This window comes from Roseitranquillus sediminis, assembly GCF_016918935.1.
GTDB lineage: Bacteria > Pseudomonadota > Alphaproteobacteria > Rhodobacterales > Rhodobacteraceae > Roseitranquillus > Roseitranquillus sediminis.
In genome coordinates, this window is sequence record NZ_JAFFOB010000015.1 from 502,660 (window position 1) to 514,809 (window position 12,150).

General features: G+C 68.6%; 17 protein-coding genes. 7 read left to right on the top strand and 10 right to left on the bottom strand.

Translation table 11 applies throughout. The annotated features are described in order from the left end of the window. Nucleotides 1–60 precede the first annotated feature (60 nt). Nucleotides 61–657: a 2-hydroxychromene-2-carboxylate isomerase gene (locus tag JM664_RS10620; protein ID WP_227419871.1), complete on the top strand. Its 597-nt coding sequence runs from the start codon at nt 61–63 to the stop codon at nt 655–657. Here the strand turns inward: JM664_RS10620 and JM664_RS10625 are convergent. The 5 genes from JM664_RS10625 to JM664_RS10645 are packed head-to-tail and all read right to left on the bottom strand — an operon-like array spanning nt 654 to nt 4,928. Beyond that, nucleotides 654–1,700 carry a threonine aldolase family protein gene (locus JM664_RS10625; RefSeq protein ID WP_227419872.1) on the bottom strand — a complete coding sequence of 349 codons (1,047 nt, stop codon included), beginning with the start codon at nt 1,698–1,700 and terminating at the stop codon, nt 654–656. The two genes, JM664_RS10620 and JM664_RS10625, sit on opposite strands and share 4 nt — an antisense overlap. Then, nucleotides 1,697–2,185, bottom strand: coding sequence for a YcgN family cysteine cluster protein (locus JM664_RS10630; RefSeq protein ID WP_227419873.1), 489 nt, complete (start codon nt 2,183–2,185; stop codon nt 1,697–1,699). The genes JM664_RS10625 and JM664_RS10630 overlap by 4 nt, the downstream gene beginning before the upstream one ends. After that, nucleotides 2,182–3,090, bottom strand: a complete 909-nt coding sequence (gene ribF / locus JM664_RS10635; protein WP_227419874.1) for a riboflavin biosynthesis protein RibF — start codon at nt 3,088–3,090, stop codon at nt 2,182–2,184. Before ribF ends, JM664_RS10630 begins: the two co-directional genes overlap by 4 nt. A gap of 42 nt (nt 3,091–3,132) precedes the next feature. Continuing rightward, a complete protein-coding gene (locus JM664_RS10640; RefSeq protein WP_227419875.1) occupies nt 3,133–4,002 on the bottom strand; it encodes a TIGR01459 family HAD-type hydrolase in 870 nt (289 codons plus the stop codon). Between the two features lie 5 nt (nt 4,003–4,007). Further along, entirely contained in the window at nt 4,008–4,928 is a 921-nt protein-coding gene (locus tag JM664_RS10645) for a manganese-dependent inorganic pyrophosphatase (RefSeq protein ID WP_227419876.1), read from the bottom strand. A 217-nt stretch (nt 4,929–5,145) separates the two neighbouring features. On the opposite strand from JM664_RS10645, the gene JM664_RS10650 reads away from it, so the two are divergent. Both JM664_RS10650 and groL read left to right on the top strand, forming a co-directional pair. Next, nucleotides 5,146–5,460 carry a co-chaperone GroES gene (locus tag JM664_RS10650; RefSeq protein WP_227419877.1) on the top strand — a complete coding sequence of 105 codons (315 nt, stop codon included), beginning with the start codon at nt 5,146–5,148 and terminating at the stop codon, nt 5,458–5,460. A 36-nt stretch (nt 5,461–5,496) separates the two neighbouring features. Next, nucleotides 5,497–7,137 carry a chaperonin GroEL gene (gene groL / locus JM664_RS10655; protein ID WP_227419878.1) on the top strand — a complete coding sequence of 547 codons (1,641 nt, stop codon included), beginning with the start codon at nt 5,497–5,499 and terminating at the stop codon, nt 7,135–7,137. Between the two features lie 130 nt (nt 7,138–7,267). On the opposite strand, the gene JM664_RS10660 is transcribed toward groL, so the two are convergent. Continuing rightward, nucleotides 7,268–7,978 carry a response regulator gene (locus JM664_RS10660; RefSeq protein WP_227419879.1) on the bottom strand — a complete coding sequence of 237 codons (711 nt, stop codon included), beginning with the start codon at nt 7,976–7,978 and terminating at the stop codon, nt 7,268–7,270. 131 nt (nt 7,979–8,109) lie between these two features. Here JM664_RS10660 and mce point away from each other — a divergent pair, with 131 nt between their 5' ends. Both mce and JM664_RS10670 read left to right on the top strand, forming a co-directional pair. After that, nucleotides 8,110–8,514 (top strand): methylmalonyl-CoA epimerase, encoded by a 405-nt coding sequence (mce, locus tag JM664_RS10665; RefSeq protein ID WP_227419880.1) that lies wholly within the window; start codon nt 8,110–8,112, stop codon nt 8,512–8,514. Next, entirely contained in the window at nt 8,514–8,804 is a 291-nt protein-coding gene (locus JM664_RS10670) for a DUF1467 family protein (RefSeq protein ID WP_227419881.1), read from the top strand. The genes mce and JM664_RS10670 overlap by 1 nt, the downstream gene beginning before the upstream one ends. Here the strand turns inward: JM664_RS10670 and JM664_RS10675 are convergent. Genes JM664_RS10675 through JM664_RS10685 form a run of 3 tightly spaced genes read right to left on the bottom strand, consistent with a single transcriptional unit; the run spans nt 8,764 to nt 11,193 of the window. Then, on the bottom strand, nt 8,764–9,456 hold the full coding sequence (locus JM664_RS10675; protein WP_227419882.1) for an EI24 domain-containing protein: 693 nt from the start codon (nt 9,454–9,456) through the stop codon (nt 8,764–8,766). The two genes, JM664_RS10670 and JM664_RS10675, sit on opposite strands and share 41 nt — an antisense overlap. Then, the gene (locus tag JM664_RS10680) at nt 9,453–10,031 is read right to left on the bottom strand and encodes a nitroreductase family protein (RefSeq protein ID WP_227419971.1); all 579 of its coding nucleotides are present in this window, start codon (nt 10,029–10,031) and stop codon (nt 9,453–9,455) included. Before JM664_RS10680 ends, JM664_RS10675 begins: the two co-directional genes overlap by 4 nt. A gap of 49 nt (nt 10,032–10,080) precedes the next feature. Then, nucleotides 10,081–11,193, bottom strand: coding sequence for a class II histone deacetylase (locus JM664_RS10685; protein ID WP_227419883.1), 1,113 nt, complete (start codon nt 11,191–11,193; stop codon nt 10,081–10,083). 49 nt (nt 11,194–11,242) lie between these two features. Here JM664_RS10685 and JM664_RS10690 point away from each other — a divergent pair, with 49 nt between their 5' ends. Then, nucleotides 11,243–11,491, top strand: coding sequence for a DUF167 domain-containing protein (locus JM664_RS10690; protein WP_227419972.1), 249 nt, complete (start codon nt 11,243–11,245; stop codon nt 11,489–11,491). Continuing rightward, nucleotides 11,491–11,871: a hypothetical protein gene (locus JM664_RS10695; RefSeq protein WP_227419884.1), complete on the top strand. Its 381-nt coding sequence runs from the start codon at nt 11,491–11,493 to the stop codon at nt 11,869–11,871. The genes JM664_RS10690 and JM664_RS10695 overlap by 1 nt, the downstream gene beginning before the upstream one ends. Here the strand turns inward: JM664_RS10695 and JM664_RS10700 are convergent, their stop codons facing one another. Beyond that, nucleotides 11,872–12,114 carry a hypothetical protein gene (locus tag JM664_RS10700; RefSeq protein WP_227419885.1) on the bottom strand — a complete coding sequence of 81 codons (243 nt, stop codon included), beginning with the start codon at nt 12,112–12,114 and terminating at the stop codon, nt 11,872–11,874. Between the last annotated feature and the right edge of the window lie 36 nt (nt 12,115–12,150).

A 12,150-nucleotide genomic window follows, 5' to 3' on the forward strand; every position in this document is an offset into this window, starting at 1 on the left:
ATTCGCGAAGTTGACACGCCTTAGCACGCGCCTAGGCTCGGGTGGAACAGGGAGGGGCGGATGCCGCACATTGACTGTTTCTTCGGGACGATCTCGCCTTACGCCTATTTCTCCGGCACGCGGCCGCAGGAGGTAGCGGATCGGCATGGCGCAAGCGTCACCTACCGGCCGCTCGACATGGCGGGGCTATTCTCCAGGACCGGCGGCACCCCGCTCCCCCAGCGGCACCAAAGCCGGCAGGAGTATCGCCTGCAGGAACTGCGACGGCAGTCGCGCAAGCTGGGCTTGCCGCTGAACGTGAAGCCGGCGCACTGGCCGACCAATCCCGCGCCGTCGTCCTACGCCATCATCGCGGCGCAGAAGGAGGGGGGCGACGTGGCGGGCCTCGTCCACCGCATCTGCGCCGCATGCTGGGCAGAGGAGCGGGACATCGCGGATGACGAGGTGATCCGCGACTGCCTGTCGGCCAGCGGCTTCGACCCGGCGCTCGCCGACAAGGGCCTGCTCGCCGGCGCCGAGGCGTACGGCCGCAATCTTGAGGACGCGGTGAATGCAGGCGTCTTCGGATCGCCGTTCTTCGTGCTCGACGACGGTGAACGCTTCTGGGGGCAGGACCGGATCGAGGACATGGACCTGCACCTCGCCGGCAAGATCTAGCCGGACATCAGGTCGAGGAAGCGGTCGATGTCGGCGTGCGGCATCGACCAGTCCGTCACCAGCCTCGCGGTCAGCGCCTCGTCGTCCGGCCCCTCCAGGCCGCCGTTCCAGATGTAGTAGGTGGCGCCGGCCTCCTGCAGCCTTCGGTGCGCGGCGCGCGGCCAGTCGGCGAAGACGATGTTGGCGCGCGGGTCATGCGCCAGCGTCACGTCAGGGCGCTGCTTGAGACCGCGGACGAGGCGCGCCGCCGCGGCGTTCGCCGCCTGTGCCATCTCGATCCAGAGATCGTCCTGCAGGTAGGCCGCCATCTGCGCCGAGAGATAGCGGTGCTTGCTGAAGAGGTGGCCCGCCCGCTTGCGGCGCAGCTCGAACTGCCAAGCGTGGGCGGGGTCGAAGAAGACGACCGCCTCGACGCCGAGCAGCCCGTTCTTGGTGCCGCCCAAGCTGACCGCGTCGACACCCGCCTTCCACGTCATCTCGGCCGGGCTGCAGCCAAGCGCGACGAGGGCATTGGCGAAGCGCGCGCCATCCATGTGCACCGGCTGGCCGAAGCGCCGGGCGACGCCGGTGAGGGCGCGGAGATGGTCGAGCGTATGGACGCCGCCCTTTTCGGACACCTGGGTGATCGACACCGGGCCGCGTTGCGGGCCGTGGACGCCGCGCGATTCCTCGGCCTCGTAGGCGCGGGCGAGGGCGTCGGGATCCATCATCCCCGCCTCGTGCGGCACGATCGTCAGCTTGGCGCCGCCGGTGTAGAACTCCGGCGCGTTGCACTCGTCCTCGTGGATGTGTGCGACCTCCGAGCAGAAGATCGCCTGCCAGGGCTGCGCCAGTGTCGCGAGGATCAGCGAATTCGCGGCCGTGCCGGTCGCGACGAGATAGACCGCCGCCTCGGGCGCCTCGAACGCCTCGCGCACCAGCGTCCGCACCTCCTCCATCAGCGCGTCCGCGCCGTAGGAGGTCGCGCGGCCCTCATTGGCGCGCATCAGCGCCTCCATCACGCGGGGGTGGGCCGGGCCGGTATTGTCGGAGGCGAAGTTCATGTGGGCTCCTCGATGATGTGGTCCTCCCATTCGTCCTCGGGGACCTCGAACTCAGGGATTGTCCAGCCGCGGACGGAGACGCCGGCGCGGTGCACGCTGTCGGGCGTGCCCGAAACCAGCGGGTGCCAGTCGTGGAGCGGCTTGCCCTCGGCCAGCAGGCGATAGGCGCAAGTTGCCGGCATCCAGTAGGCGATCTGGTCGATGTTCTTCGGCGTCAGCACGACGCACTCGGGCACGAATTGCTTGCGCTCCTCGTAGTGGGCGCAGCGGCAGGTCGCGTCGTCGAGCAGCCGGCACGAGATGCGGGTGAGGGCGATCTCACGCGTGTCGGGGTCCTCGAGCTTGTTGAGGCAGCACTTGCCGCAGCCGTCGCAGAGCGCCTCCCACTCGGCGGGATCCATCTCCCTAAGCGGGACTCGTTCCCAGAAGCGCTCGCGCAGCCTGCCGCGTCCCGTGGGCGCGCGGCGTTTGCGGGGGCGGCTCATGACAGGATCTCACGGGCGCGGGCGCTGTCGGAGTCCATCTGCCGGATGAGCGCCTCAGCGCCTTCAAACGACTGCTCGGGGCGCAGGAACTCGACCAGCGCGACGGAGAGGTTCGCGCCGTAGATGTCGCCCGCAAAGTCGAACAGGTGGACCTCGAAGTTCGGCGCGTTCTGTCCGAACATCGGCCGCACGCCGAGCGAGGCGACGCCGCCATGGTCGCCGGCGTGCGGGCCGTCGAGCACGGTGGCCCGCACTGCATAGACGCCGAAGCGCGGGAGGTGCAGCCCCTCAAGCCCGAGGTTCGCCGTGGGGTAGCCGAGGGCGCGGCCTCGCTTCTCGCCGTGCAGCACCTCGCCCTCGATCCGGTGGAGGTGGCCCAGCAGGCGCGCCGCTTCGGCCGGCTCACCGGCGCTCAACGCCTCGCGGATGCGGGTCGAGGAGATCTCGCCGTCGAGGCGAACGAGCTCCGCGACGGTGACGCCGAAGCCGAAGCGGCGGCCGAGGTCGACCAGCGTCGCGGCGGAGCCGTCGCGACCCTTGCCGAAGTGGAAGTCCGCGCCGACGGTGGCGTGGCCGAGGCCGAGGCCGTCGGCCAGCACGTCGCGCGCGAAGACCTCGGCGGGCATCGGCGCGATGCGCTCGAAGGGCAGTTCATAGAGGATGTCGACGCCCAGCCGCTCGAGCCGACTGGCGCGCGCGGCGGCGTTCATCAGTCGGAACGGCGGCCCGTCCGGTGCGAAGAACTGGCGCGGATGCGGCTCGAACGTGACGACGCCCAGTGCCGCGTCGCGGCGCGCCCGCTCGATGATCGTCCGGTGTCCCAGGTGGACGCCGTCGAAGTTGCCGATCGCGGCACTGGCGCCGCGGGCGTCACCGTCGGCGCGAATGTCACGGACGATCTGCATGGACGAGCGGATAGCGCCGGCGGTCGGGCGGCGCAACCGCGGCTATCTCAGGAATCCGATGGCGTAGGTCGGCGCGTGTGTCTGCGCCTCCAGCCACGTCTGCAGCAGGTCGGCGTCGGGCTGGTGCGTCGTGCCCGTCTCCTCGGCCGCGAGGCCGCCGGTGACGAATAGAACGTCCAGCCCAGCAGCCTCGGCGCCCGCGACGTCGGTCAGGATGCCGTCGCCGATCGCGAGGATGCGGGCATCCTCCTTCGCTCCGGCCTGCACCATGCGCCGACGCGCGAGGTCGTAGATCGGGCCGTGCGGCTTGCCGAAGTAGAGGCTCTCGCCGCCTAGTTCGGTGTAGAGCGCGGCGATGGCGCCGGCGCACCATTCGCGCTCGAGCCCCCGGTCCACGACGATGTCAGGGTTCGCGCAGAGGAGCTTCAGACCCCGATTGACCGCGTCGTGCAGATCGCCGCGCATCTCGGACGGATGCGCCAGCGGATCGAAGGGCCCGGTGCAGACGATGCCCTCGGCCTCGCCCAGCGGCACGCGCTCGATCTCGATCGCGTCCTCCACGAGGCGCATCGGCTCGAAGAAGCCCGTCTCGACGGCCACGCCGATGTGATAGACGCGGCGCCCGACGGCGCCCTCGAACATGGCGGCGCGGGCGCTGTCGCCCGAGGTGGCGATCACGTCCCAGCAATCCCGCGGCACGCCGATCTGGTCGATCTGCCGCGCCACGTCCGCCCTCGGCCGCGGCGCGTTGGTCAGCAGGAGAACGGTGCCACCGCCAGCGCGGAAGTTGCGCAAAGCTTCGACGGCGGCGTCATAAGGCTCGAGCCCGTTGTGCAGGCAGCCCCAGAGATCGCAGAAGACGACGTCGTAGTCGCCGGCGATCTCGCCGAGGCTGTCCACCACGCGCGTCACGGCCGTCAGACCTTCAGCGCCGGAATGATCTGCTTCTTGCGGCTGACGACGCCCGGCAGGACCACGCTGTCGCCCTGCGGCTCGACTCCAAAGCTCTTGCGGGCGATGCCGCGCGCGAGGTCCGACGACAGCAGCAAGGTCGCCTCCTCCTTGAGGATGTCGACGACGAAGAAGAGGACCTCGTTCACCTTGTCGTCGGCGGCGACGCGGGTCATCGCGTCGATGATCTGCGGCTTGCGGGCGAGGACGGTTTCGGGAGACGTGGTCTCGAGCACCGAGATACGCATCTTCACCCCGTCGACCTCGTAGGACTTGCTGTCCATCCGCACGAGCTCTTCCTCGGAGAACGCGGAGACGTCCGACTTCGCGGCAAAAAGCTCGCCGCTGTACTCGTCGATCGAGATGCCGAGGTCCGCTGCCAGCGCCTCGGCCAGCGCGCGATCGACCTCCGTCGTGGTGGGCGAGCGGAACGCCAGCGTGTCGGAAAGGATGCAGGACAACATCAGGCCCTTGACCCACTCCGGCATCTGCGCCGCGTCGTCGCCCATGAGCTGATGCATCAGGGTGGCGGTGCAGGCGAGGGGTCGAATCGTGATCGCGATGGGCGTGCGGGTGGCGAGGCCGCCCTGGAGCAGATGGTGGTCGATGATCTCGAGCAGGTTCGCCTCGTTGATCGAAGCAGGCAGCTCGGCGAGGTTGTTGGTGTCGACGACGATGCAATCCTCGCCCGCGGCGACGTCCTCGATGATCTGCGGTCGGTCGCGGCCCCAGCGCCGCAGGACGAAGTTTGCCTCGGTGTTCGGCTCGCCGAGCAGGACGGCCTCGGCCGGGGTGCCCCGGACCTCGCTCAGGTACCACGCCCAGATGAGCGGCGAGCCGGTCGAGTCGGTGTCGGGCGACTTGTGCCCGAAGACCTTGATCGTCATGTCATGCGTCCTGTCGATGTGAATCGCGCGCCTTATAGGAACGGCCCGCCGCGATGTCACCCTCGGGACGGCCAGCTTCGTCGGCGCGAGCAAAATTGCTCCGAGGTCCACACGGAGGGCGTTGACACGGCCGCGTGAGCTGCCTAACTCCGCCGCTGTTGGCACTCTCGTCATGTGAGTGCCAAGACAGTTCAACCAACGCGAAGGAGCGTTCGAGATGGCATTCAAACCGCTGCATGACCGGGTGCTGGTCCGCCGCGTCGAGGGCGACGAAAAGACCAAGGGCGGTCTGATCATCCCCGACAGCGCCAAGGAAAAGCCGGCCGAGGGCGAGATCATCGCTTGCGGCGAAGGCGCCCGCAAGGACTCGGGCGAGCTGATCGAGATGTCGGTCAAGCCGGGCGACCGGGTCCTGTTCGGCAAGTGGTCGGGCACCGAGGTCAACCTCGAGGGCGAGGAGCTGCTCATCATGAAGGAGAGCGACATCCTCGGCATCATCGAAGGCTCGGCCGCCGCCTCCAAGGCCGCCTAAGACACCCCCGAACGCAATTCGAAGGAGCAAGCTGAAATGGCTTCCAAAGACGTCAGGTTCGACACCGACGCCCGCAACCGCATGCTGAAGGGCGTCAACACGCTCGCCAACGCGGTCAAGGTGACGCTGGGCCCCAAGGGCCGCAACGTCGTCCTCGAGAAGAGCTTCGGCGCCCCGCGCATCACCAAGGACGGTGTGACGGTCGCCAAGGAGATCGAACTCGAGGACAAGTTCGAGAACATGGGCGCACAGATGGTCAAGGAAGTGGCCAGCCGCACCAATGACGAAGCCGGTGACGGCACCACCACCGCGACCGTGCTCGCCCAGGCCATCGTCAAGGACGGCCTGAAATCGGTCGCCGCCGGCATGAACCCGATGGACCTCAAGCGCGGCATCGATCTCGCCGTCGCGAAGGTCGTCGAGCACATCAAGTCGGTCGCCCGCCCGGTCGAGAACTCGGACGAGGTCGCGCAGGTCGGCACCATCTCCGCCAACGGCGAGACCGAGATCGGCCGCCAGATCGCCGACGCGATGCAGAAGGTTGGCAACGACGGCGTCATCACCGTCGAGGAGAACAAGGGCCTCGAGACCGAGACCGAAGTGGTCGAGGGCATGCAGTTCGACCGCGGCTACCTCAGCCCCTACTTCGTGACCAACCCCGAGAAGATGGTCGCCGAGCTGGAAGACGCCGTCATCCTGCTGCACGAGAAGAAGCTCTCGTCGCTGCAGCCGATGGTTCCGCTGCTCGAGTCGGTCATCCAGTCGGGCAAGCCGCTCCTCATCATCGCCGAGGACGTCGAGGGCGAGGCTCTGGCCACGCTCGTCGTCAACAAGCTGCGCGGTGGCCTGAAGATCGCCGCCGTCAAGGCGCCGGGCTTCGGTGACCGCCGCAAGGCCATGCTGCAGGACATCGCGATCCTGACCGGCGGCCAGGTCATCTCCGAAGACCTGGGCATGAAGCTCGAGAACGTCACCATCGACATGCTGGGTTCGGCCAAGCGGATCTCGATCACCAAGGACGAGACGACCATCGTCGACGGTGCTGGCGACAAGGCCGAAATCGAGGCGCGCGTCGCCCAGATCCGCCAGAACATCGAGGACACGACCAGCGACTACGACCGCGAGAAGCTGCAGGAGCGCGTGGCCAAGCTTGCGGGCGGCGTCGCCGTGATCCGCGTCGGCGGCATGACCGAAGTCGAGGTGAAGGAGCGCAAGGATCGCGTCGATGACGCGCTGAACGCCACCCGCGCCGCGGTTCAGGAAGGTGTCGTCGTCGGTGGCGGTGTCGCGCTGATCCAGGGTGCCAAGGCGCTCGACGGTCTGACCGGCGAGAACAGCGACCAGAACGCCGGCATCACGATCGTGCGTCGGGCTCTGGAAGCTCCGCTGCGCCAGATCGCCGAGAACGCAGGTGTCGACGGCTCGGTCGTCGCGGGCAAGATCCGCGAGTCGAACGATCCGAAGTTCGGCTTCAACGCCCAGACCGAAGAGTACGGCGACATGTTCAAGTACGGCGTCATCGACCCGGCGAAGGTCGTGCGTACCGCACTCGAGGACGCGGCTTCGATTGCCGGCCTGCTCATCACCACCGAGGCGATGGTGGCCGACAAGCCGAAGAAGGAAGAGCCCGCCGGTGGCGGCATGGGCGACATGGGCGGCATGGGCGGCATGATGTAGGCCTCCGCGCCACATCTGCGCCACTCATGGCACCGGAAGCACCGCCCTCGAGGGCGGTGCTTTTTTTTGCCGGCAGATGTTCGGGAGTGGACTTGCCGCCTCAGCGCGACAGGCGGCCGTCGCGGATGGGTCAGGCCGCGAAGGCGTCGTAGCCGCTGAGGCGCTCGCGGATCATGTCGCTGAGGCGCGCCACGCGCGGCGAGGCGGGTTGATCGGCTTGCGCAAGTTCGCCGGCGGCCTCGGCCAGTTCCGCGTCGCCCGCGCTCTTTGCGACACCCAAGAGGAACTGCGCGATGTAGTCGAGCCCTTCGACCTCGCCCTCGGTGTCGAGCGCTTCGGCGATGCGCGCGAGATCATCGCGCACGGCCAGCCGGTCGGGTGTCACCGTCTCGGCGGAGACCTTGCGCAGGCCAGGCCGGCGGTCAGGGAGGACCGCGAGGATGGTTTCCTGGAACTCGCCCACTGTCGCGATCGGCTTCGCGAGAAAGGCATCGGCGCCCGCTCCAAGTGCGCGCTCGGCAGCACCGTCGTCGCCCGACATGCCGATGATCGCGCCGATGCGCGGCGAGGCGGCGGCGAGGTCGCGGATCAGGCTCTCGCCGGAGCCGTCGGGCAGGCCGAGATCGACGATCACGACCGTCGGGCGGAACGCCTGGAGGTGACGGCGCGCAGAGCGAAGGCTGTCGGCCCGGCGGATCCGCGCTCCGCTGCGCTGGCACAGCAGGCGCAGGGCCTCGCAGGCGAACCGACTGTCCTCCACGACGAGTACAGTCTCGCCCAGAAGCGGACGGCTTGCGGTCGGCGGCCGCTGCACGAAGGGATCGGCGAAAGTCGCGGGCATCCTGTCAACTCCCTATGTTCGACGATTCTGCATAGAAGGCAGACATGGTGAACGCGGGGTTAAAAGCTCTCCGGCTTGCGGCGCCGGAGCTTCGCGCTTAAGCCGCGTGCAGATCGGGAGGGAGGTTCAGGATGATCGGACGCCTCAACCACGTCGCCATCGCCGTGCCCGACCTGGAGGCGGCCGCGGCGCGCTACCGGGACGCGCTGGGCGTGAAGGTCGGCGCACCGCAGGACGAGCCGGATCACGGGGTCACGGTGGTCTTCGTGGAACTCGACAACACCAAGATCGAGTTTCTTCACCCTCTGGGCGAGAACTCCCCCATCGCGCCGTTCCTGGAGCGGAATCCGTCCGGCGGTATCCACCACGTCTGCTACGAGGTCGAGGACATCATGGCCGCCCGCGACCGCCTGATCGCCAGCGGCGCGCGCGTGCTGGGCGACGGGCAGCCGAAGACGGGCGCGCACGGCAAGCCGGTCCTGTTCCTGCACCCCAAGGACTTCGACGGCACACTCGTCGAGCTGGAGCAGGTCTGATGGCGATCACGTCGGCCATCGTCCTCTTCGCCGTGATCTGGTTCATGGTGCTCTTCGTCGTGCTGCCGCTGAGGCTGACGACGCAGGGCGAGGCGGGTGAGATCGTGCCGGGGACGCATTCCGGCGCCCCGGAAGGGCTGAAGCTGCGCCGCAAGGTGGTGGTAACCACGGTCGCATCGGTGGTGATCTGGCTGATCCTGTTCCTGGTGATCGTCTCCGAGATGATCTCGGTGCGCGACATCGACTGGTTCAACCGGATGTCGCCGCCAATCTATGATAGAGATGGGTGAACGTCGCGGCGCCGAGCACGGGGATCAGCAGGTTCACGACAGGCACGGTCAGCGGCAGCGCCATCAGGATCCCGGCCAGCCAGATCCGCAGGCCGTACCGCCGCCGCATTCGGCGCGCGCCCTCTCGGCCCAGCCTGCGCGAAGCGATGAGCTGGAAGTATTCGCGCCCAAGCAGGTAGCCGTTCAGCCCAACAAAGACGAAGGGCGCAATGGGCGGGAAGGCAAGATAAAGCGCCAGCGCCAGGAGGTTGCCGACGACGATCACCGCGAAGAAACGCGACGCCTCGCCCAGTGATGCAAGGAGCCCGAGCCGGGGCGCCGGCGTCAGGCGCGGATAGTGCCGAGCCTCGACCGCATCGGTGACGTCGTCGAGAAAGAAGCCGGTGAAGGCCGAGGCGACTGGCACCATCAGGAACACCGACGCCACCAGCAGGAGCAGGACCGACGCGCCCGAAGCGATGTCGTCTACCCACGCCACCTCGCCGATGAGCGGCAGCGCCATGGTGTCCGGCAGGAGCCAGTTCACCAGCCACAGGAAGCCGGCATAGACTGCCAGCAGGAGAAGCACCGTCAGGCCGATCCCGCGCAGGAGCGTGCCGCGAAAGCGCGGGTCGCCCATCTGGCCCAGCGCCTTCAGCAGGTCGCCGATCATGCGGTGATCCAGCTCACGATGCTCCCGAGGTCCGGGCGCGGACGCTCGGGCGGCGCGGCGGTCTCGGTGCCGATGTGGATGAGGCCCGCAACCTGTTCGCCCTCGGCGAGGCCCAGCTCCCGTTCGGCAAAGCGCCGCTCGTGTACCGCCCAGCCGGTCAGCCAATTGGCGCCCCAGCCGGCGGCGAGTGCCGCGTTCAGGAGCGCGAGGCAAACGGCGCCGGCCGACAGCAGCTGCTCGATCTTGGGGATCTTCGGCGACGGCTTCGGCGACGACACGACCGCCACGACAAGGTGCGCGCCGTCGTACTGGCTGCGCTGCTTCGCGATGTCCTCCAAAGACCGGCCGGCAGCTTCGCCGACCTCGGGCACGCGTGACGCCAGCCGCTCCAGCGCCGGCCTCTCGAGCACGATGAAGCGCCACGGCTCCAGCTTGCCATGGTCCGGCGAGCGCGCGGCGGCGGTCAGGAGCGGCAGCAGCTCCTCGCGGCGCGGGACCGGCAGCCCCAGCGTCTTTGCCGGACGCGATCGGCGCGACAGCAGGAATTCGAGCGCCGCGGGATTGGCTTCTGGCATGTACATGTCCTCTCGGGTCGGCCTCATGTCCCGCATCGTCGGGGCAGGGTCAACGGCCCGGCGACAGGGCTGCGGCCATTTCGTCCAGCGTCGCGTCCATCATCGCCTCGAACCGCGGCCCCGGCTGGCGCTCCGCCAGTTGCGCGGCGAGGGGGTCCGGTGCATCGATCGCGCTGCCGGCCAGCTCCGCGATGACGGCATGGCCGCAGAACGGAACGTAGAGCTCGGAGTATCCGCCCTCGTGCACCAAGACGAGACGTCCGCCGCAGAGGTCGTCAGCGGCCTCCATCGCCCGCCGCGTTAGTTGCCGGAAGGTATCTACCGTGGCCAGCATCCGGCCCAGCGGGTCGATTGCCGCCGCGTCAAAGCCGCAGGCGATCACGATCGCGTCCGGTCGAAAGCGGTCGAGCGCGGGCCGCACCAGCCGGTCCCAGACGTTGAGGTAGGTCCGGTGACCGCTGCCGGCGGGCAGGGGCACGTTCATGTTGAACCCCTCGCCGGCGCCGCGGCCCCGGTCGGCAAAGTCGCCGGTATTGGTGGGATAGTTCCGCTCCTGGTGCATCGAGATCGTCAGCACTTCGGGCCGCTCGTAGAACACCGCCTCCGTTCCGTTGCCGTGATGCACGTCCCAGTCGACCACCGCGATCCGCTCCGCAGCGCCGTTCGCCAGCGCCGCCTCTACTGCAATCGCGATGTTCGAAAGCAGGCAGAACCCGTTCGGCCAGTCCGGCAGGCAATGGTGCCCCGGCGGCCGCGACAGCGCATAGGCGTTCCGCGCCCTGCCGGTCAGCACGCAGTCCAGCGCCTCCACTGCCAGACCTGCGGAGAGTGCCGCAATCTCGTAGCCGCCGCGGCCGAAGGGTGTCCTGAGGCCCAGCTCGCCGCCGCCCGCGTCGCTCAGCTTGCGAAACCGCCGCAGGTACTCGGCCGGGTGTACCCGTAGCAGCGCCTCCTCGTCGGCGGGCGGGGCCGTATGCGCGTCGACCTCTGCAATCAGGCCCGTCACATCCATCAGGTTCTTGAGCCGCCGCTTGGTCTCGGGCGATTCCGGCAGCCCGCCGGCGGCAAGCGGCTGAACCAGTCCGCCCACTGGCGCGGTGAAGGCATAGTTGCCGCCGCTGTGCCAGAAGCAGCGTTCGTCCCACAGGAATGCAGTCGTCATTGGCGCACCTCCGGCGCCCGTGGTATCCGGGTGCATGGCCAGAGCCAACATGCCGGACCTGAGCGACCGCGCCCGACCGGGCGCCGAATTCGCCGTGCGGGCCACACCACGGGCGCGGCGCGTGGCGCTCGCGGAGGATGGCGCTGCACTGCGTGTCGCGGTGACGGCTCCGCCCGAGGACGGCCGTGCGAATGCGGCGGTGCGCGACGTGCTGGCGCAGGCGCTCGGGGTGGCCAAGTCGCGCCTCACGCTGTTGCGGGGCGCGGCGTCGCGTGACAACATTTTCAGGCTCGACTGATGCGCGGCCCGCTGCTTGCCCTCGTCTGCATCGCGGCGTCGCCGACCGCTGCGCAGGACACGCGGCTCTTCGATTGCGGGACGGAATCACGCCCGATGATTGTCGGCGGTTCGGAGGCGCCGTCGGGATGTGTCAGCGTCGATACCGAGGCGCTGGAGCTCGAGCGGCCAGCTCCGGCGCTCGACGACCTCGCGCGGCGTCTCGATGAGCAGGAGGCGCGGATCCACCGGCTGGAGCGACAGGTCCAGGGCATGGCCGCACCCGCCTATCGCCCCATGCCCCTGCCGCGGATGCCCGCGGCGGACCCTTACGACACGCGTGGGCGACTGCGCGACCTGGGGCAGGACATCGACCGCAAGCTCGACGCGCTCGGGCGCTGATCACACTTCGCGGCGCGGACGGATACGATAGCTGCCCTCGGGCAGGTCGAGCGACGCGAAGAGGTCGCGCACCTGCGAGAGTGACAGCGCAATCCGCATCACCGTGTCGGTCCGCGGATCCAGCTGCTCTAGCGTCACGCAGTCGTCGAAGGCATTGATCGTCACGTCCTCCTGCCGGTGGGCGGCGGGATCGTCGATCAGCGTGATGACCGTGGCGTCGAAATCGTGCTCGATGGTGAACATTCGCCTCACGTGGTGCTGGAACGCCTCGCGACAAGA